The sequence below is a fragment of the Bradyrhizobium sp. B117 genome (assembly GCF_038969555.1).
In the GTDB taxonomy this organism is placed as follows: Bacteria; Pseudomonadota; Alphaproteobacteria; order Rhizobiales; family Xanthobacteraceae; genus Bradyrhizobium.
In genome coordinates, this window is the sequence record NZ_CP152414.1 from 4,388,198 (window position 1) to 4,407,792 (window position 19,595).

The window sequence follows — 19,595 nt, forward strand, 5'->3', positions numbered from 1 at the left end:
CCCCTAATAAGCCCCGCATCCAAGTCGGATAGTTTCAGACGATGCCGGGCCCCAGGAAGACCGGGGGTGGGCGTCGTGTTCGCGTTTGTGAACACCTGCCCGAGAAAGCAAGCACTTAAAGCCTGGTCCCTGACGAGGGATCGGCAACAGGAGAGAAGGCCGTGGCCCGTATTGCCGGCGTGAACATTCCCACCAACAAGCGCGTGCTAATCGCGCTTCAGTACATCCATGGCATCGGCCCGAAGATCGCCGGTGACATCATCGAGAAGGTGAAGATCCCCTCGGATCGTCGCGTCAATCAGCTCAGCGATGCCGAAGTGCTCCAGATCCGCGAAGTGATCGACCGCGACTATCTTGTCGAGGGCGATCTGCGTCGTGAGGTCGGCATCAACATCAAGCGTCTGATGGACCTCGGCTGCTATCGCGGCCTGCGTCATCGTCGCGGTCTGCCGGTGCGCGGTCAGCGGACCCACACCAATGCGCGTACGCGCAAGGGTCCGGCCAAGGCCATCGCCGGCAAGAAGAAGTAAGTTTTCGAATCCAATCGCGGCGTGTGGCGAAAGGGGACACCCGTTCGCCACGCGCTTTTCGTTCCACAGGTGTAGCCGCTGGCATTACGGCGGCGTTTGAGATCTCCAGGAAAGGTCATCAATGGGCAAGGAAGCCACCCGCGTTCGCCGTCGTGAGCGCAAGAACATCGCCTCCGGCGTTGCGCATGTGAACTCGTCGTTCAACAACACGACCATCACCATCACCGACGCGCAGGGCAACACGATTGCCTGGTCCTCCGCCGGTACGATGGGCTTCAAGGGCTCGCGCAAGTCGACTCCGTACGCCGCGCAGGTGGCCGCCGAGGACGTGTCCAAGAAGGCGCAGGAGCACGGCATGCGCACGCTGGAAGTCGAAGTCGCCGGTCCCGGTTCGGGCCGCGAGTCGGCGCTCCGTGCACTGCAGGCCGCGGGCTTCACCGTCACCTCGATCCGTGACGTGACCACCATCCCGCACAACGGTTGCCGTCCCCGCAAGCGTCGGCGCGTTTGATACCAAGTTGCGGGTGCATCGGCGCCCGCAATGACTTTTGTACGAAGCCGCGGGTGTAGCCTGCGGCCTTTCTCCAACGCCAGTGTCTGCAACGGCAGTTCGACTGGCCTGTATGGGTGAAACAGTGACGATCCAGAAAAATTGGCAAGAACTGATTCGGCCGAACAAGCTCCAGGTCACGCCCGGCAGTGACCCCACGCGTTTCGCGACCATCGTCGCCGAGCCGCTCGAGCGCGGCTTCGGCCAGACCCTCGGCAACGCGCTGCGCCGCATCCTGCTGTCCTCGCTCCAGGGCGCGGCGGTGCAGTCGGTGCACATCGACGGCGTGCTGCACGAGTTCTCCTCGATCGCTGGCGTTCGTGAGGACGTCACCGACATCGTGCTGAACATCAAGGACATCTCGATCAAGATGCAGGGCGAAGGCCCCAAGCGCATGGTCGTGAAGAAGCAGGGCCCGGGCGTCGTCACCGCCGGCGACATCCAGACCGTCGGCGATGTCACCGTGCTCAACCCGGACCTGCAGATCTGCACCCTCGACGAGGGCGCCGAGATCCGCATGGAGTTCACGGTCTCGACCGGCAAGGGCTACGTGCCCGCCGAGCGCAACCGTCCCGAGGACGCGCCGATCGGCCTGATCCCGGTCGACAGCCTGTACTCGCCGGTTCGCAAGGTCTCCTACAAGGTCGAGAACACCCGCGAGGGCCAGATCCTCGACTACGACAAGCTGACCATGACGATCGAGACCAACGGCGCGATCTCGCCGGATGACTCGGTGGCTTACGCCGCGCGCATCCTGCAGGATCAGCTCAACGTGTTCGTCAACTTCGAAGAGCCGCGCAAGGAAGTCGCCCAGGAGATCATCCCGGACCTCGCCTTCAACCCGGCCTTCCTCAAGAAGGTGGACGAGCTCGAGCTGTCGGTGCGTTCGGCCAACTGCCTGAAGAACGACAACATCGTCTACATCGGCGACCTCGTGCAGAAGTCGGAAGCCGAAATGCTCCGCACTCCGAACTTCGGCCGCAAGTCGCTGAACGAGATCAAGGAAGTGCTGGCCCAGATGGGTCTGCACCTCGGCATGGAAGTGCCGGGCTGGCCGCCGGAGAACATCGACGAGCTCGCCAAGCGCTTCGAGGATCATTACTAAGCGAATTGGGAGTGGCGAATGGCGAATAGGAATCTATTCGCTACTCGCCATTCGCTATTCACCACCCAGGGCGAACGCAGGCAGCCCACCTGAGCAACATGTCCGACGAACCGTCGCGGCAGTTTTAACGTAAGGACTACTCACATGCGTCACGGCAAGGTTCATCGGAAGCTCAACCGCACGGCCGAGCACCGCAAGGCGATGTTCGCCAACATGGCGGCCGCGCTGATCAAGCACGAGCAGATCGTCACCACGCTGCCGAAGGCCAAGGAGCTTCGCCCGATCGTCGAGAAGCTCGTCACCCTCGGCAAGAAGGGCGGCCTGTCGCTGCGCCGCCAGGCGATCTCCGAGCTGCGCGACGTCGACATGGTCAAGAAGCTCTTCGACACGCTGGCGACCCGCTACAAGGACCGCCAGGGCGGCTACACCCGCATCATCAAGGCCGGCTTCCGCTACGGCGACAACGCTGCGATGGCCGTGATCGAGTTCGTCGATCGCGACGTCGACGCCAAGGGCCAGGACTCCGGTCCGGTGCAGGAGAAGGAAGCCGAGGCGGCGTAAGCCGACCGGTATGGAAGTTTCAGAAAGCGGCGCCCCTGGGCGCCGCTTTTTTGTATGGCGCAGCGATTTCTCATGCTGCGCACGATGATTTTGCAGAATTGATTTCGTTTGGGGGATTCCATGAGAACTGCGATTGCCATTGCGCTTGCGCTGCTGATGTCGCCGGCCATGGGCGAGACGCTGGTCGAGCGGGGCGCCTATCTCGTCAACAGCGTCATGGTCTGCCACAACTGCCACACGCCGCGCGGCCCGCAAGGGCTTGATCTTTCGCGCGCGCTCTCGGGCGGTCAGACGTTCGACGAGCCGGCCTTCAAGGTCACTGGCTCCAACATCACGCCGGACAAGGACACCGGCATCGGCAATTGGAGCGATGCCGAGCTGAAGCGGTTTCTCGTGAGCGGCATCAAGCCGAACGGAACCAAGGCTGCGCCGATCATGCCGACCGAGTTCTACACCGTGCTCACGGTCCGCGATCTCGACGCACTCGCGGCTTACTTGCGCTCCGTGCCGCCGCTGCGGCACGAGACGCCGGCGCCGGAATACAGGATCGCGCTGAAGCCGGAAGTGCCGACCTATGCCGGCAAACAGGCGAGCGAGCAGGAACTCTCAGACAAGCTCGCGCGCGGCCGCTATCTCCTGACCATCGCCCATTGCCTCGAATGCCACACGCCGGAAGGCCCGTCCGCCGTGCACGATTTCACTGCGGCGAGCGGCAAGGGCGGCCGCACCTTCAGGGGGCCGTGGGGTGAATCCGTCTCTCCCAACATCACCGCGGATCCCGTGGCCGGTCTCGGCAGCTGGAGCGACGACGAAATCAAACGTGCGATTGCGCAAGGCATCGCGCGTGACGGTCGCAAGCTCAAGCCGCCGATGGCGTATGCTGCCTATGCCAGCATGACGTCACAGGATCTCGATGCCATCGTCGCGTTTGTCAGAACGCTGCCGCCGAAGAAATAGGTGGCGTAGGGTGGGCAAAGGGCGCGCGCTCGTCGCGCGCCGTGCCCACGATTTGGCGCTGCCGTTGTGGCGACCGATCCTCACGCGTCGGTGAGGGATGATTGCATCCGCTTGTGCTGCGCACGATATCCGCACCAACAGCAATGGAGACGACGCATGAAGATCGACCTGTCCGGAAAGACCGCCCTCGTGACCGGCTCGACCGCCGGCATCGGCCACGCCATCGCAAAGGGCCTTGCCGCTTCCGGCGCCAGCGTCGTGGTCAACGGCCGCGGCCAGGACAAGGTCGATGCGGCCGTGCGCAAGCTCGAAGGGAGCGGCGCCAAGGTGCGCGGCATCGCCGCCGACGTCTCGACCGCGTCGGGCTGCAAGGGCCTCGTCGCGGCGCTTCCCGAGGTCGACATCCTTATCAACAATGCCGGCATCTTCGAGCCGAAGGACTTTTTCGACATCCCGGACGAGGATTGGAACCGCTTCTTCGAGGTCAACGTCATGAGCGGCGTGCGGCTGTCGCGCGCCTACATGAAGGGCATGCTCAAGCGCAACTGGGGCCGCATCGTCTTCATCTCCTCGGAATCCGGGCTCAACATTCCCGTCGAGATGATCCATTACGGCATGACCAAGACGGCCCAGCTCTCGGTCGCGCGCGGCCTCGCGCAGCTCACCCGCGGCACCGGCGTCACCGTCAATTCCGTGCTGCCGGGTCCGACCATGTCGGAGGGTGTCGAGACTTTTGTGAAGGACCTTGCGAAGCAGAACGGCCAGTCGGTGGACGAGGCCGCCGCCAACTTCGTCAGGCAGCATCGCCCGAGCTCGCTGATCCAGCGGTTTGCCAGCGTCGATGAGATCGCGAACATGGTTGTTTACGTCGCGTCGAAGGAAGCCTCCGCGACCAACGGCGCCGCGCTGCGCGCGGAAGGCGGCATCGTCAATACGATCGCCTAGAGCATGATCCGGAAAAGTGCGCAGCGGTTTTCCGACAAGATCATGCTCAAAACAATAGGGCAACGCGGATGACCGCTTATGTGATCTCCGAAGTCGAGATGCGCGATCTCGACGGATTCGAAGCCTATCGCACGCTCGCCGCGAAGACGATCGCGCAGTACGGCGGACGTTATCTCGTTCGCGGCGGCAAGGCCGAGCTTGCGGAAGGCAATCTTCCGCCGAAGGCCATCGTCATCGTCGAATTCGACTCGATGGCGAGGCTGAAGGAGTGGTACGCCTCGCCGGAATATGCCGAGGCCCTGAAGATCCGCGCCGGTGCCTTGGAGCGGCGGCTGCTGTTCGTCGAGGGCGCGGTGCCGTAACAGCATTCGTCATGGCCGGGCTTGTCCCGGCCATCCACGTGTCACCGAAGGCGACAGCGTCCGTGGATGCCCGGGACAAGCCGGGCATGACGGAGCATGCGGCGTCTACCACCCCTCCAGCACGATCTTGCCGCGCGACTTGCCGCTCTCGAGCAGCGCGTGCGCACGCTTGAGGTTGGTCGCATTGATCGTGCCAAAGGTCTGGTCGAGCGTGGTGCGCAGCACGCCCTTGTCGATGAGGTCGGCGACGTCGTTCAGCAGATGATGCTGAGCGATCATGTCTGATGTCTGGAACGAGGAGCGCGTGAACATCGATTCCCAGTGCACCGAGATCGCCTTGCCCTTGAAGGTGCTCATGGTGAACTCCGGGGGATCGTCGATCAGGCCGAACCGGCCCTGCGGCGCCATGAATTCGGCGATGCTCTTGTAGTGCTGGTCGGTATAGGTGAGGCTCGCCACCAGCGCGACCGGCGGTAGCCTCAAGCTCTCGACCTGCTCCTTCATCGGCTTGCCGTGATCGATCACCGCATGCGCGCCGAGATCCAGGCACCATTTCTGCGACTCCGGCCGTGTCGCGGTGGCGAGCACCGTGAGGCCGGTGAGGCGGCGCGTAAGCTGGATCAGGATCGAGCCGACGCCGCCGGCGCCGCCCGTGATCAAGAGCGTGCGCGGATCGACGCTCTTGCCGGGCACCGCGCCGAGGCGGTCGAACAGCAGTTCCCAGGCGGTGATGGAGGTGAGGGGAAGCGCGGCGGCCTGCGCGAACGACAGGCTCTTCGGCTTGTTGCCGACGATGCGCTCGTCGACCAGATGGAATTCGGCATTGGTGCCCTGGCGCAGGATCGAGCCCGCGTAGAACACCTCGTCACCCGGTTTGAACAGCGTGACCTCGGGCCCGACGGCGTCGACCACGCCGGCTGCGTCGTAGCCCAGGATCTTCGTCTCGCCTTCCGGCGGGGCGGCGCGCTTGCGCACCTTGTAATCGACCGGATTGGCCGAGATCGCCTTCACGGCGACTCGGATGTCGCGTCCCTTGGGCTCCGGCTTTGCGGTCTCGAAATCGATCAGTGAATCCGCGTCCTCGATCGGAAGCGACTTTTTGTAGCCGACGGCCTTCATGGCTTGTCTCCATCAGTTGGCGCGCAGCTTGTGGCGTGCGCCTGGCCTGCTAACTGTCCTGCTGGCCTCCATTTGGCAAGTACTGTAAATTCGGGGATATAGTCCCTGTTTGGATACTATTGGGAAAATACGCATGAAACGGCGCGACTTTGCCCGTCGTCCCGGCTGCTCGGTCGAGGCGACGCTGGACCTGATCGACGGCAAATGGAAGGGCGTGATCCTCTATCACCTGCAAAGCGGCACCCAGCGCTTCGGCGAGTTGCGCCGCCGGATGCCCGGCATCACCCAGCGCATGCTGACCAAGCAGCTTCGCGCGCTGGAGGAGGACACGCTCGTCATCCGCAAGGTCTATGCCGAGGTGCCGCCGCGCGTGGAATATTGCCTCTCCGAGCTAGGGGAGAGCCTCAAGCCGGTGATCGACATCCTGAAGGCGTGGGGCGAGAGCCACCAGCAGCGGCTGTCCTGCGCGCCGCCACCGGTGGTCGCGAAGAAGCCGAAGCGGGCGGCGTGATTTTGCTGCGAAGTTGTTGCGGCACCCTCGGTGTCCGCGAAAGCGGGGACCCGTAACCCCAGGGAGAAGTTTTGGCGCGAGCCGGCAACTCGGAGTTCTCGCCAAACTCCAGCTTGTGGCTATGGGTCCCGGGTTCGCGCTGGCGCGCGCCCCGGGACGACAGCGAGGATCAGAACGCAAACTGCGTGCGCAGCGCGACCGCGTCGAACTTCGAGCCAGTGTCCGCAGCCGACACCGCCGAGGCCTGCTTCGACACCGTGCCATGCAGATAGTCGAGCATGAAGCGCACATTGCCGTTGACGTACCAGTTGAGCGCCAGCGTGTAGATGGTCTGCCGCCCGCCAGCGATGCCGGCGGCGGTCGCCAGCTGATCGTTCAGATCCACGGTCGAGTAGCGACCGGCGATCTCCCAGGCCCCCCAGCCGCCGCCGTTGATCGAGAACGGATTGTTCGGCTTGACGCCGCCATAGGCCGCACTGGCCGGATTGTACTTGCGCGATTCACCGGTCAGGACATAGGCCGCCTGTGCGTAGCCGCCCTGGAATTTCAGGCTCGACGTACCGACGGGCGCCACCGCGGTGTTCGCATCGCGATCGATGTTGAACCAGTAGTATTCGCCCTGGACCCACAGCGGTCCATAGGTGGCCGCGGCTTCCACGCCATAGACCTGCGCGCCCGACACATTTGCAATCGCTCCGGTCGAGATCAGCGACGTGGGATCGATGCGCAGCTCGGGACGATCGCTGAGCGTGAGCGTTTGCGTGTTCGCGATCAGATTGCGCGGTGGCTGGATCAGCCACTCGGCGTCGGCGCCGAGATGTACCGAGTAGTCGTTGCCGCTCACGACCTGGCCCGCAACGCGGGCGGTCGCGCCGTATTGCTCGGTGGTCCCGGGAGGCGAAGCGGTCGAGGCGGAGTGAATGGCACCTGTCGTCGGGCCGGTCACGTAGGCGCCGGCGTAGAACACGTCGTTGTACCAGCGGGCACCGGCGGCAGAACGAAAATCGCCGGCGGCGATGTTTTGCGCGATGATGCCGACCGAGGCGCGCTCCATGAAGGCGATGTCGTTGGAGCTCGTGGATTCATCCAGGGTCCAGGCGATATCCATGATGCCGGCCTCGATCGCCATCTTGCCGCCGAACGGCTTCAGTCCCGTGTAGCTCACAAACGCGTTTTCGATGCCGGATGTGCCGCCGCCGGGCAGGAAGCCGACAGGGGTTGCGCCGGCGGCTCCCGTGCCGCCAAATCCGTCCGACGAGCCGCCGAAATCGTAGATCAGCGCGAAATTCCAGTCTTCGAGGAATTTGCCGACGACACCGATGCGGGCGCGACGCACGTTTTCGCCGCTGTCGAGCTTTTGCGGCACAGTCGCCGCCGTGTTGGGGCGGAAATCGTAGCCGCCGACGTCCCAATGCACGCGGCTCGTGATGGCGACGCAGTTCGCCCCGTCGGCGGTGCAGATGGTCGGCCGGTTGTTCGGCATCGTCACCACGGCACCGGACACAGGCGGCGGAGTCTTGAGCGGGACCGCCGCATTGGCATTGGCGACGACCGCCTTCGCCTCCGAGCGTGCCTCGGCCTTCGCTTCGGCTTTGGCCTCGGCCCTTGCCTTCGCCGTGGCAGCGGTGTTCGCCGCGGTCTGGCTCTGGAGCTTGTCGAGCTTCTGCTCCAGCATCTTCAGCTGCTGCTTCAGCAGCGCGATCTCCTGTTCGCTGCTGCTGGCCGATTGGGCCTGGGCCTGCGAGGCCGCCAGCGCACCGGCGAGCCCAATCGCCGCGGCTGCAATTCTTGTTTTGCTCACGTCATCACTCCATCGGTTGACGAACTTCCCCAAGTCGCAGGCGGAGAGCCTAGGAATGGTCGATGACTGCCCCGCGACGGCGCGCCCCGGTTGCGCGGGTTCCTACTGATGTAATTTCGTCGCAACCGAATCCGCCACCGGGTAGCATGCTGGATGACGTGCATCATGCCAATCCACCACCGCAGGCGGGTTGTCATTTCGCACGCGGGGCTTGCAGGCGGGACACACCCGAAGGGGCAATATTGCCGCCCGCCGCCCTTCTATTGCCCAGCGAACGCGCCTATATTCCGGCGTCTTTTCCGAGAGGTAGGAATGTTTCGATCGATCCGTCCCGCAGCTATCATCACGGCATTGTGCATAGCGTTTTCAGCCCACTTCAATCCGGTCGCCGCACAGGACCGCCGCGTCCCGTCCTCGCAGGCCGAGCTGCGGCTGTCCTATGCGCCGATCGTGCAGCGGGTGCAGCCGGCGGTCGTCAACGTCTATGCCGCCAAGGTAGTGCAGAACCGCAATCCGCTGCTCGACGACCCGATCTTCCGCCGCTTCTTCGGCGTGCCGGGCCAGCAGCCGGAGCAGGTGCAGCGCTCGCTCGGCTCGGGCGTCATCGTCGATGCGACCGGACTCGTCGTCACCAACGTCCATGTCATCGAGGGCGCCGACCAGGTGAAGGTGTCGCTGTCGGACAAGCGCGAGTTCGAGGCCGAGATCGTGCTGAAGGATTCCCGCAGTGATCTGGCGGTGCTGCGCCTGAAGGACACCAAGGAGAAGTTTCCCGCGCTCGAATTCACCAATTCGGACGAGCTGATGGTAGGCGACGTCGTGATGGCGATCGGCAACCCCTTCGGCGTCGGCCAGACCGTGACCCACGGCATCATCTCGGCGCTGGCGCGCACGCAGGTCGGCATCACCGACTACCAGTTCTTCATCCAGACCGATGCGGCGATCAACCCCGGCAATTCCGGCGGCGCGCTGGTCGACATGAACGGGCGGCTCGCCGGCATCAACACCGCGATCTATTCGCGCTCCGGCGGCTCGCAGGGCATCGGCTTTGCGATCCCGTCAAACATGGTGCGCGTCGTCGTCGCCTCCGCCAAGAGCGGCGGCAAGGCGGTGAAGCGGCCGTGGCTGGGGGCCAAGCTGCAGGCGGTGACGCCCGAGATCGCCGAGAGCCTCGGCCTGCGCTCGCCGACCGGCGCGCTGGTCGCGAGCGTGGTCGCGAGCGGCCCGGCGGCGAAGGCCGGTCTGAAATCCTCCGACCTCATCACCGGGATCGATGGCCAGAGCGTGGACGATCCAAACGCCTTCGACTACCGCTTCGCCACCCGTCCGCTCGGCGGTACCGCGCAGATCGACGTGCAGCGCGGCGGCAAGCCGCTCAAGCTGAGTGTGGCGCTGGAGACCGCGCCCGATACGGGCCGCAACGAGCTCGTCATCACCGCGCGTTCGCCGTTCCAGGGCGCCAAGGTCTCGACCATCACGGCGGCGGTGGCCGACGAGCTGCATCTGGACGCCGACACCGAAGGTGTCGTGGTCACCGATCTCGGCGGCGACAGCGCGGCTGCGAGTGTCGGCTTCCAGAAGGGCGACATCATCCTGGCGGTCAACAACCAGAAGATCAGCAAGACCGGCGACCTCGAAAAGGCCGCGAGCGAGCGGCCGCGGATCTGGCGCATCACGGTGGTGCGCGGCGGCCAGCAGATCAACGTCACGCTGGGCGGATGAGTCCGAAGCGACCACAGGACACGCCGACCCTCTTTGCCGCGGCGGGGCTCGACCACGAGGCACCGCATCCGCTGCCGGACCGGCTGCGCCCGCGCGCGCTGTCGGAGGTCGTCGGCCAGGATCACATCCTCGGCCCCGACGGCGCGCTGACGCGCATGCTGGAGACGCGCACGCTCGGCTCGCTGGTGTTCTGGGGCCCGCCCGGCACCGGCAAGACCACGGTGGCGCGGCTGCTGGCGGATGCCACCGATCTGCATTTCGAGCAGATCTCCGCGGTGTTCTCCGGCGTTGCGGACCTGAAGAAGGCGTTCGACGCCGCACGGGCCCGCCGCGAGATGGGCAAGGGCACGCTGCTGTTCGTCGACGAGGTGCATCGCTTCAATCGTGCCCAGCAGGATTCGTTTCTGCCCGTGATGGAGGACGGCACGGTGGTGATGATCGGCGCCACCACCGAGAACCCGTCCTTCGAGCTCAACGCCGCGCTTCTGTCCCGTGCGCGCGTGCTGGTATTTCGCTCGCTCGATGCGGCCGCGATCGAAAAGCTGTTCGCGCATGCCGAGGCGGTCGAGGGCAAGAAGCTGCCGCTCGATGCCGAGGCGAGGGCGGTGCTTGTGCGCATGGCCGACGGCGATGGAAGGGCCTCGCTGACGCTCGCCGAAGAGGTCTGGCGTTCGGCGCGGGCGGACGAGATATTCAATGCCGCGCAGTTGCAGGACATCCTGCAGCGCCGCGCGCCGATCTACGACAAGTCGGCCGACGGTCATTACAACCTGATCTCGGCACTGCATAAGTCGGTGCGCGGCTCCGATCCCGACGCCGCGCTGTATTATCTCGCGCGCATGCTGGACGCCGGCGAGGACCCGCTGTTCCTGGCCCGCCGCGTGGTGCGCATGGCGGTGGAAGACATCGGCCTTGCCGACCCGCAGGCGCTCGTCATCGCCAATGCCGCCAAGGACGCCTTCGACTTCCTTGGCCATCCCGAGGGCGAGCTCGCGATCGCGCAGGCCGTCGTCTATCTCGCCACCGCGCCGAAATCGAACGCGGTCTACACCGCCTTCGGCACGGCGATGCAGGTCGCAAAGCAGGCCGGCTCGCTGCTGCCGCCAAAACACATCCTCAATTCCCCGACCAAGCTAATGAAGTCGGAAGGCTACGGCGCAGCTTACGAATACGACCACGACGCCCCCGACGCCTTCTCCGGCCAGGATTACTTCCCGGAGGCCTTGGGACGCCAGACCTTCTATGATCCGCCCGAGCGCGGCTTCGAGCGCGAGATCAGGAAGCGCCTGGATTACTGGTCCAAGCTGCGCAAGGAGCGGGGCGGCTCGCGCTAGAAACGACCATTTCGCCGTGACGAAAGGCGGCTTTTAGGGTACGCAGGCAATCATGAGCCGCCGCATCAAGAGAATGAATCCAAAGCCCCGTTCGCGTGACGAGCGCGACGACTCACGTCCGCATCAGGCGCGCGGCGCGAAGAAGGCCGGGCCGCGTTCGGGCGGTAAGCCGGGCGCCAAGCCGCCGCGCTTTGCCGGAGAGCGTGCCGAGCGGCGTGGCCCCGAGCGTGCCGAGCGGCGTCCGCCCAAGTCCGCGCTTGAGAAAGCTGCGCCGGCAAAGCCCGTCGAGGCGCTGCTGCCGACCAAGGTGCAGACCGTCACGGTCACGGCCGACGAGAACAACATGCGCGTCGATCGCTTCCTCGAGGCGCGCTTTCCCGGCCTGTCGTTCTCGCACATCCAGCGCGTCGTCCGCAAAGGCGAGCTGCGCGTCGACGGCAAGCGTGTCGACAGCAAGGACCGGCTGGAGGAGGGCCAGAGTGTCCGCATTCCGCCGCTGAAGCTGGACGCGCCGAAGGTCGTCGGCGAGCTCTCCGAGGCTGCGCAGAAGACGCTCAAGGCGCTGAAGGAGATGACGCTGTACGAGGACGACGACGTCCTCGTCCTGAACAAGCCGGCCGGCCTTGCGGTGCAGGGCGGCTCGGGCATGACGCGGCACATCGACCAGATGCTGGAGGTGATGCGCGATGCCAAGGGCCAGAAGCCTCGCCTCGTGCACCGCATCGATCGCGAGACATCGGGCTGTCTCCTGATCGCCAAGACGCGCTTTGCCGCCTCGCATCTGACCGGCGCGTTCCGTTCGCGGTCGGCGCGCAAGGTCTATTGGGCGCTGGTGCCGGGCCTGCCGAAGCCGAAGCAGGGCCGCATCTCGACTTTCCTCGCCAAGGAGGAGGGCGAGGACGACACCATCATGCGCATCGCCCAGCATGGCGACGAGGGTGCAAGCCACGCAGTGACGTATTACGCGGTGGTCGAGACCGCCGGCAACAAGCTGACCTGGGTGTCCCTGAAGCCGGTGACGGGACGCACCCACCAGCTGCGCGCCCACATGGAGCATATCGGCCACCCCATCGTCGGCGATCCCAAATATTTCAACATCGAGAACTGGCAGCTGCCGGGTGGCCTGCAAAACCGGCTGCACCTCTTGGCACGCCGCATCGTCATCCCGCATCCGCGCGGCGGCGTGATCGACGCCACCGCGCCGCTGCCGCCGCACATGCAGCAGTCGTGGAATCTGCTCGGGCTCGATGCCAGCCGGTTCGATCCGATCGAGAACGCGCCGGAGGAGTAGGGGGCGAGCTCCGTTGCTAACACCGTCATTGCGAGGAGCCCTTGCGACGAAGCAATCCAGACTGCCTCCGCGGAAAGATTCTGGATTGCTTCGCTGCGCTCGCAATGACGGTGTGGAGACAGCGGTGTCTAATTCCGAAACTGCTCCAGAAACATCCGCAAGCTGTCATGCGGGCTCTCGACATCCGTGATCAGCCAGCCCTCCGGCCCGTTGACCACGATGAAGTTCAGCGTCACCGGCCGGCCGCGATTGTCGAAATTCGCCGTGACATAGGTCTTGTCGTATTGCCTGCGGATGATAGCGATCGCGACCGGGCCGAGCTTCCAGCTCTGGCTCTGCACCAGGAAGTCGTAGGGCTCCGCCCGCGGCGCGCTCCAGGCCTTGCGCAGGGGTGGATCGAAGAACTGCCGGGCGGTGGCCGCATCCCGCGGCAGGCCTTTGGACAGCTCCGGCGCGCCCTCGCCGTAATGGGCGTAGACGTTGCGGACCAGCGATTCCGGGGTGCGAAAGCCGGCCTCCGCCGCGGCCAGCCAAAGCGCGGCGAACAGGGCCACGATGCCCGCAAGTTCCCTCATGCCTGCCGCTCGCTTTATCGGCTGCAAGTACTGGCCTAAACGCTTATCTTAAAAGCCTAGCATCCAGCGACCGGGACCGAAAACTCACATGCGCGAATTGTTCGAAGAAGCAGCAAGCCAGCCCCCGCCGGATCCGCGGGACTCGGCGCGTGCTTCCGCGCGCACGCCGCTGCGCAAGCGCTTCTACAAGGAGGCCGGAGTCGCCGAGGTCGAGGGCGGTTTTGCCATCACACTCGACGGCAAGCCGATCCGCACCCCGTCCGGCCGCCAGGTGGTGATCCCCTCGCGCCCGCTGGCCGACGCCGTGGCTGCGGAATGGGCGGCCCAGGGCGAGGCGATCGATCCCGTGACCATGCCGCTGACCCGGATCGCCAACAGCGTGGTCGAGGGCGTTGTCGATCGCGTCGACCTGGTCCGCGACGACCTCGCAAAATACTTCGAGTCCGATTTGCTGTTCTATCGCGCCGGCCACCCGGAGGGACTGGTCGCCCGCGAGGCCGCGCATTGGGATCCCGTGCTGTTCTGGGCCGCGGAGACGCTGGGCGCGCATTTCATCCTGTCCGAGGGCGTCATGCATGTGAAGCAGCCGGACGAGGCGCTCCAGGCCGCCCGCGCCGCGCTGCCGGGGGATGCCTGGTCGGTCGCCGCGCTCCATATGGTGACGACGCTGACCGGCTCGGCGCTGCTGGCGCTGGCGCTGGCCCATGGCGTGCGCGATGCCGGCCAGGTCTGGGCCGCCGCCCATGTCGACGAGGACTGGAATGTCGAGCAATGGGGCGTGGACGAGGAAGCGGCCGCCCGCCGCGCCGCCCGCCTCAGGGATTTCGAGGCCGCCGTCGCGGTTCTGGCCGCCGTGAAGCCGCCGGCGGCCACAGGTCCTTAACGAGAGGTTTACGACGGGGCCTTAGGGTGGGAAGCGCATTCCCTGGGCCCTAAAATGCCGACGCCGATAAGCTCGATCGTACCGGTCAGTGCCGCCAGCCCCGTGGCTGATGCGGCGACGCCCGACCTCGTGCTTCAGGCCGGCAGCGTCGTCGACGCAAGAGTCGTCAGCGTCCTCGCCGACAATCTGGTGCGCATCGCGATCGCCAACCTCGCGATGGACGTGATCTCCGAGGTGTCGCTGACCCCAGGGCAGAACCTCCAACTCGCGGTGTCGCAGAACGAGGGCACCATCCGGCTTGCCGTCATGAACGGGGCAGGCGAGGCGAGCGCCGATCAGATCACGCTGACGCCGGCTGCGGCCTCGCTGGTGGACAGCCCGTCGCTGGCGCCGTCCGCGACCGCGGCGCGCAATACGCTGACGCCGCTGGAGCAGGTCGCCGTCACCGCCGCCTCGGCCGAGGCGGTCACAAAACAGGGCAGCCAGGCGCCGCTGTTCGCCAATCTCGCCTCCGTCGTCACCGCCAGCGATCTGCCTGTTGGCCTGAAGCAAGCGGTGCTGGACGTGCTGGCGCAGCAGACGCCGCTCAACACCGCCCTCGACGGCGGCGATATCGAATACGCCTTTCAGAAATCAGGCCTGTTCCTCGAGGCTTCGCTCGCCGCCGGCGCAACGCCGTCATCCGGCAATCTGCCGGACCTGAAGGCCGCGCTGCTGGTGCTGCGCCAGACGCTGGCGACGATCGAGACCGCCGCGCCACCGGCACAGGGCGGCGCGATCCCAACGAGCGGCACGGGGGCCACGCAGGTCGCTACAGCGCCGGCACAGGCAGCAGGCGGAACAACCCAGGCCGCATTGCCGGCGGCCGAACGCGAGATCGCGCAGCCGCCGCAGATGCCACGCGGCGCCAGTCTCGCGGCGACAGTCCTGGCTGATATCGCCCCCGTCGTGTCGCAGGCCGCGATGCCGCGCACCATGTCCGCCGGCCTCGCCGCGAGCCTGCTGCAAGAGGCCGCACAGAATCTGCCGCGCCTGACCGGCAATTTGCCGGGCTCCAACAAGGCCGTGCCCGACGGTCATATCTTCGAGGCCGCCGCGCGCACGACGCCACCGCCGTTCCGCGGCGCGCTGCCGGCGGCGCAGGCCATTGCGGCGTCCTCGCTGGCGCCGGATACGCCGCTCTCCGCAACCGTGCATCGCCTGCTCGACGACACCGATGCGGCGATCGCGCGGCAGACGCTGCTGCAAGTCGCCTCGCTTCCCGACCGCACCGATGCATCCGGCCATCGCATCGATCCGTCCGTGCCGCAGTGGAATTTCGAGATTCCGTTTGCGACCCCGCAGGGCACCGCGATGGCGCAGTTCGAGATCTCGCGCGACGGCGGCAATGAGTCCGCCGATCCTGCCAAGCGCGCCTGGCGCGCGCGCTTCACGCTCAATGTCGAGCCGGCCGGCCCCGTGCATGCGCTGGTCACGCTGAGCGGCGACAAGACCTTCGTGCGGATGTGGGCGGAGCGGCCGGCGACCGCGCAGCAGCTCCGCGCCGGCGTCGGCGAGCTCAATCAGGCCCTGATGCGGGCCGAGCTCAAGCCCGGCGACATCCTGGTCCGCGACGGCACGCCTCCGCAGCCGGCACCGGCGCGCGCCGGCCATTTCCTGGATCGCGCCACATGAGCGACCCGTCCAAGCTCGCGATCGCGCTGCACTACGAGAAGGGCTCTGGCGCGCCCGTCGTCGTCGCCAAGGGCAAGGGGACCATCGGCGAAAAGATCGTCGAGATCGCGAAAGCCAACGACATCCCAATCGAGGAGAACGAAATCCTCGCGGGCGCGCTGTCCAAGGTCGAGCTCGGCGATGAGATCCCGCCCGACCTCTACAAGGCTGTCGCCGAAGTGCTGGTGTTCGTGCTGCGGCTGTCGGGCCGGGGGCGGTAGAGCATGATCCGGAAAAGTGTGCAGCGGTTTTCCGAATAGATCATGCTCAAGAAGTAACCTGTCATCGTTTCACCACGTAGCGGCTGCATCGTCGCGCCGGCTCTCATTGCTCAACGGATACCGCTCTTGATCACCCGCCGTTCCACCCTCGGTCTTCTCGCCGCAACTGCGATCCTGCCGCAGCGCGCGTTCGCCCATGTCGCGCCACCGCGCAACGAGATCCGCGACAGCCTGGCAAAACGTTTCACCGATCTCGGCACGTCGGGCACCTTCGTCGGCTACAAGGTCGAGGACTATCTGATCGTCGCCAGCGACAAGGAGCGCTCGGGCGAAGCGAAGCTGCCGGCCTCGACCTTCAAGATTCCGAACTCGCTGATCGCGCTGGAGACCGGCGTCGTCGCCGACCCCGACAAGGACGTCTTCCCGTGGGACGGCGTGAAACGGCCGATCGAAGCCTGGAACAAGGATCACACGCTGCGCAGTGCCATCGCGGTCAGTGCGGTGCCGGTCTATCAGGAGATCGCTCGCCGCATCGGCGAGGTGCGCATGCAGAAATATGTCGACGAGTTCGACTACGGCAATCGCGACATCGGCGGCGGCATCGACCAGTTCTGGCTCACGGGGAATTTGCGCATCGATCCGGTCGAGCAGATCGATTTCGTCGACCGTCTCCGCCGCCGCGCGCTGCCGATCTCAAAGCGCAGCCAGGATCTCGTCGCCGGCATCCTGCCGGTGACCAAGGTGGGCGACAGCATCATCCGCGCCAAGTCAGGGCTGCTCGGCGCCGAGCGCGGCGAGCCGTCGCTCGGCTGGATGGTCGGCTGGGCCGAAAAGGGCGAGGCGCACACGGTGTTCGCGCTCAACATGGATTGCAAGGAGCCGCGCCACATCGAGGCGCGCATGAGCCTCACGCAAGCCTGCCTTGCCGAGATCGGCGCGATCTAGCGTTACCGCGCTGGCGCTGTTCTCTCTCCAACGTCATTGCGAGGAGCTCTTGCGACGAAGCAATCCAGAGTCTTTCCAGAAAGGGAGTCTGGATTGCTTCGCTGCGCTCGCAATGACGGAGCATGTGGCGCCGCCGTCACTCCCACCTAACCCTCATAGGGAGGAACCAGCGATGCGGGGCGTCGTGAACCATGCAGGCCGCGCGGCCACTCAGCTCAGCTTGAACAGCGCCTGCAAAAACTCCTCCACGGCCTTGCGCGATTCCGCCGCCGTCGTCGGATTGCCGCCGACATGCGGGTTGAGCTCGACGCAGGCATCCTTGTAGGTGAACGGCGCATTGGTCTCGCCGTTCATCAGCACGCCGCCGTCGCCCTCCTTGATATGGCAATTGCGCACGGTCTGCGCGTTGGCGGAGACCGCAACCGTGTTGACGCCGAGCAGGCCGCTGTCGAAACCGTGGGCGCTGTCAGGGTATTCGGTCAGCACGACGTCGCGGCCCGCGGTCTTGAGCCGCTCGACGAAGGCCTTGCAGCTCTTCACGGGATTATAGTCGTCGGGCGTGCCGTGGAAGATGCGGATCGGGCGCGCGGCGACATCGCTGTCGCCGACGTACGTCGTCGAGCAATCCGGATAGAACGGGATGTAGGCCGCGAACTGGACGCCGGACTTGTTCCAGAGCTTGTTGAAGCGCTCCAGGCTCGCATAGAGCGTCGCCTGTCCGCCGCGCGAAAAGCCCATCAGCACGATGCGATCAGGGTCGACGCGTGGGTGCTTCGCCAGGATATCCAGCGAGCGGTAGGTGTCGATGATGAGATTGAGCCGGCCGAGCAGCGCCTGGTTCGGCCCGACGACCGTGAGCCCGCGGCCGGTAAAGCCGTCGATCACGAAGGTCGAGATGCCCATGGCGTTGAACGCGTGCACCCAGGCTTCCGTGGTGGCGCCGACGCCGCTCGAGCCATGCATCAGCACCACGACGGGAAGTTTCCCGGTGCCCTGCGCGACGCGGAATTCGCCTGCGACCGTCACCGGCTTGGCCGCGGCCGCATCGCCGCTGAGAAATTGCTGGTCGGAGAGGGTGAGCGAGGGAATCGGGTAGATCTCGGCGCGGGTGGCGACTTCCTTCGGCAAGGATTGCGCGCTCGCGAGCACGGTCGAAACGCACAGCGCGATGAGCGCGGCAGCGGCACGGAATGCCGTCGGCATTGGATCCTCCCTGATATTTTGGGGAAGTAGACCAACGCACCTGCACGCTGTCAATTTGGCGCACGGCGGTTTCAGGACTTGTCAGCCGTCTTCTTCGCCGTCAGCGCCTCGTCGATAGCAAAGCCGCCGATCTCGCTCATCGTCTGGGAGATCACATCGCCCTTCCGGGCAAAACCGCTGGCGAGATAATCGAACTGGGTCCGCGCCAGCCGCAGCACCTCGATCGGCACCGAGACCGCGGTTTCGTTGAAACTGTCAACCGAGGCGCGCAAGCTCTCCAGTTCGGTCGCGAGCTTGCGGATATGGCTTTCCGCATCCTGCATCAGGCCGAGCAGCTTGCCGCGCTCGGCATCGAAGGCGGCGCGCTCGGTGGCAGCCGCCGCAGTCACGTCGGCAAGCTGCGCGCGCAGCGCCTCGATCTGGCCGACCATGGCATCGGAGGCTAGCTCGGCGGCCTCGCGCAGCTCGACGTGGCGCGCGTTCTCTTCTTGCGTCTCGTGATAGAGCCGCTCGGCTGACATCGCCCGCTGCGCCAGCGACTCGATCAGCGCGGCCGCGCGCAGCAGCATCTCGCCGTTGCGTCCCGACACCATGCTGGCCATGCGCCGCAGGAAGTCGACGGTTTCGGACGAGGATTTGGGCGGCAGTGGGACGACCGTCGCGGACATGGGTGATGCCAGGGCGTGATGACCGCCGCCGTACCGACTGGGCTTACGCAACATTCGGCGCCTGATCGAAGGCCTTGAAGCAAGCCTGAATCGGCCGGCCCGGTCAACCGGGCCGGGCCGCCAAATTTGAGATCAGGCGTCCTTCTGCCGGCCGATCCGCCCCAAATGGGTGAAGCCGAACCCGGCCGAATATTTCAGGCCATAGCCGAGCGCCCGGTCAATGCCGATATGGGCGAGCCAGATCAAGGCGATGGACAGGGTCAGCGGCGAGGCGAGGCCGAAGCCCAGCGTCAGCAGCGCCACCGGCGCCATGTAGCTGTGGGCGGCGTTGTAGACCAGCGCGCCGAATTTGGCGTCGGCCAGATAGGCCAGAAAGCTCAGATCGGGCACGAAGAACAGCACGGCAAAGACCAGCCAGGAGCCGTCCCAGGCCCAGTAGAGCATCACCATGCCAACGAACAGGGTCAGGCCCTCGAGGCGGAGCAGGATGTTGACGCCGCCTGTCACGGAGCCAGTCTCGGCAGCTTGTTCGTCCATCGTCGCCTCCCAGGCAAAACTTTGTGATTCCTTGCGCTTTCACGCTGCGTCAGGGCAGCCCT

Annotated in this window: 21 protein-coding genes; 15 read left to right on the top strand and 6 right to left on the bottom strand. The window is 65.6% G+C overall.

All coding sequences use genetic code 11. The features are described from left to right. Positions 1-161 precede the first annotated feature (161 nt). The 7 genes from rpsM to AAFG16_RS21595 all read left to right on the top strand — a co-directional run bounded on the left by rpsM (position 162) and on the right by AAFG16_RS21595 (position 5,010). A complete protein-coding gene (rpsM, locus tag AAFG16_RS21565) occupies positions 162-530 on the top strand; it encodes a 30S ribosomal protein S13 (protein ID WP_027564395.1) in 369 nt (122 codons plus the stop codon). A 121-nt stretch (positions 531-651) separates the two neighbouring features. Continuing rightward, positions 652-1,041: a 30S ribosomal protein S11 gene (gene rpsK, locus AAFG16_RS21570; protein WP_007603045.1), complete on the top strand. Its 390-nt coding sequence runs from the start codon at positions 652-654 to the stop codon at positions 1,039-1,041. A gap of 112 nt (positions 1,042-1,153) precedes the next feature. Then, positions 1,154-2,185, top strand: coding sequence for a DNA-directed RNA polymerase subunit alpha (locus AAFG16_RS21575; protein WP_035729592.1), 1,032 nt, complete (start codon positions 1,154-1,156; stop codon positions 2,183-2,185). Positions 2,186-2,329: 144 nt separating this feature from the next. Further along, positions 2,330-2,746, top strand: coding sequence for a 50S ribosomal protein L17 (rplQ, locus tag AAFG16_RS21580; protein WP_025036979.1), 417 nt, complete (start codon positions 2,330-2,332; stop codon positions 2,744-2,746). A 120-nt stretch (positions 2,747-2,866) separates the two neighbouring features. Further along, positions 2,867-3,703, top strand: a complete 837-nt coding sequence (locus AAFG16_RS21585) for a c-type cytochrome (RefSeq protein ID WP_342740450.1) — start codon at positions 2,867-2,869, stop codon at positions 3,701-3,703. 156 nt (positions 3,704-3,859) lie between these two features. Continuing rightward, entirely contained in the window at positions 3,860-4,648 is a 789-nt protein-coding gene (locus AAFG16_RS21590) for an SDR family oxidoreductase (protein WP_342740452.1), read from the top strand. Between the two features lie 68 nt (positions 4,649-4,716). Next, positions 4,717-5,010 carry a DUF1330 domain-containing protein gene (locus AAFG16_RS21595; protein WP_283086242.1) on the top strand — a complete coding sequence of 98 codons (294 nt, stop codon included), beginning with the start codon at positions 4,717-4,719 and terminating at the stop codon, positions 5,008-5,010. Between the two features lie 105 nt (positions 5,011-5,115). Here AAFG16_RS21595 and AAFG16_RS21600 read toward each other — a convergent pair whose 3' ends face one another. After that, positions 5,116-6,129, bottom strand: a complete 1,014-nt coding sequence (locus AAFG16_RS21600; protein WP_342740453.1) for a zinc-binding alcohol dehydrogenase family protein — start codon at positions 6,127-6,129, stop codon at positions 5,116-5,118. A 133-nt stretch (positions 6,130-6,262) separates the two neighbouring features. On the opposite strand from AAFG16_RS21600, the gene AAFG16_RS21605 reads away from it, so the two are divergent. Then, entirely contained in the window at positions 6,263-6,640 is a 378-nt protein-coding gene (locus AAFG16_RS21605; RefSeq protein WP_342740454.1) for a helix-turn-helix domain-containing protein, read from the top strand. A 169-nt stretch (positions 6,641-6,809) separates the two neighbouring features. On the opposite strand, the gene AAFG16_RS21610 is transcribed toward AAFG16_RS21605, so the two are convergent. After that, on the bottom strand, positions 6,810-8,441 hold the full coding sequence (locus AAFG16_RS21610; RefSeq protein ID WP_342740455.1) for an OprO/OprP family phosphate-selective porin: 1,632 nt from the start codon (positions 8,439-8,441) through the stop codon (positions 6,810-6,812). Between the two features lie 312 nt (positions 8,442-8,753). Between AAFG16_RS21610 and AAFG16_RS21615 the strand changes: the two genes are divergently transcribed. Genes AAFG16_RS21615 through AAFG16_RS21625 form a run of 3 tightly spaced genes read left to right on the top strand, consistent with a single transcriptional unit; the run spans position 8,754 to position 12,788 of the window. Continuing rightward, positions 8,754-10,163 carry a DegQ family serine endoprotease gene (locus AAFG16_RS21615; RefSeq protein ID WP_342740456.1) on the top strand — a complete coding sequence of 470 codons (1,410 nt, stop codon included), beginning with the start codon at positions 8,754-8,756 and terminating at the stop codon, positions 10,161-10,163. Continuing rightward, the gene (locus AAFG16_RS21620; protein WP_342740457.1) at positions 10,160-11,497 is read left to right on the top strand and encodes a replication-associated recombination protein A; all 1,338 of its coding nucleotides are present in this window, start codon (positions 10,160-10,162) and stop codon (positions 11,495-11,497) included. The genes AAFG16_RS21615 and AAFG16_RS21620 overlap by 4 nt, the downstream gene beginning before the upstream one ends. Before the next feature lie 52 nt (positions 11,498-11,549). Beyond that, the gene (locus tag AAFG16_RS21625) at positions 11,550-12,788 is read left to right on the top strand and encodes an RluA family pseudouridine synthase (RefSeq protein WP_342740458.1); all 1,239 of its coding nucleotides are present in this window, start codon (positions 11,550-11,552) and stop codon (positions 12,786-12,788) included. Positions 12,789-12,916: 128 nt separating this feature from the next. Here the strand turns inward: AAFG16_RS21625 and AAFG16_RS21630 are convergent, their stop codons facing one another. Then, on the bottom strand, positions 12,917-13,363 hold the full coding sequence (locus tag AAFG16_RS21630) for a hypothetical protein (protein WP_342740459.1): 447 nt from the start codon (positions 13,361-13,363) through the stop codon (positions 12,917-12,919). Between the two features lie 88 nt (positions 13,364-13,451). Between AAFG16_RS21630 and AAFG16_RS21635 the strand changes: the two genes are divergently transcribed. From AAFG16_RS21635 to blaOXA, 4 genes are all read left to right on the top strand, one after another. Continuing rightward, positions 13,452-14,246, top strand: a complete 795-nt coding sequence (locus tag AAFG16_RS21635; protein ID WP_342740460.1) for an ATP12 family protein — start codon at positions 13,452-13,454, stop codon at positions 14,244-14,246. 54 nt (positions 14,247-14,300) lie between these two features. Beyond that, a complete protein-coding gene (locus AAFG16_RS21640; RefSeq protein WP_342740461.1) occupies positions 14,301-15,920 on the top strand; it encodes a flagellar hook-length control protein FliK in 1,620 nt (539 codons plus the stop codon). Beyond that, positions 15,917-16,180, top strand: coding sequence for an EscU/YscU/HrcU family type III secretion system export apparatus switch protein (locus tag AAFG16_RS21645; RefSeq protein ID WP_080137218.1), 264 nt, complete (start codon positions 15,917-15,919; stop codon positions 16,178-16,180). Before AAFG16_RS21640 ends, AAFG16_RS21645 begins: the two co-directional genes overlap by 4 nt. Positions 16,181-16,306: 126 nt before the next feature. After that, positions 16,307-17,125 (top strand): class D beta-lactamase, encoded by an 819-nt coding sequence (blaOXA, locus tag AAFG16_RS21650; protein ID WP_342740462.1) that lies wholly within the window; start codon positions 16,307-16,309, stop codon positions 17,123-17,125. A gap of 210 nt (positions 17,126-17,335) precedes the next feature. Here blaOXA and AAFG16_RS21655 read toward each other — a convergent pair whose 3' ends face one another. From AAFG16_RS21655 to AAFG16_RS21665, 3 genes are all read right to left on the bottom strand, one after another. Then, complete coding sequence (locus tag AAFG16_RS21655) at positions 17,336-18,328, bottom strand: dienelactone hydrolase family protein (RefSeq protein ID WP_342740463.1); 993 nt, start codon at positions 18,326-18,328, stop codon at positions 17,336-17,338. Positions 18,329-18,399: 71 nt separating this feature from the next. Continuing rightward, positions 18,400-18,996: a hypothetical protein gene (locus AAFG16_RS21660; RefSeq protein WP_342740464.1), complete on the bottom strand. Its 597-nt coding sequence runs from the start codon at positions 18,994-18,996 to the stop codon at positions 18,400-18,402. Between the two features lie 132 nt (positions 18,997-19,128). Then, positions 19,129-19,533, bottom strand: a complete 405-nt coding sequence (locus tag AAFG16_RS21665) for a DUF4260 domain-containing protein (protein WP_283086256.1) — start codon at positions 19,531-19,533, stop codon at positions 19,129-19,131. Positions 19,534-19,595 lie beyond the last annotated feature (62 nt).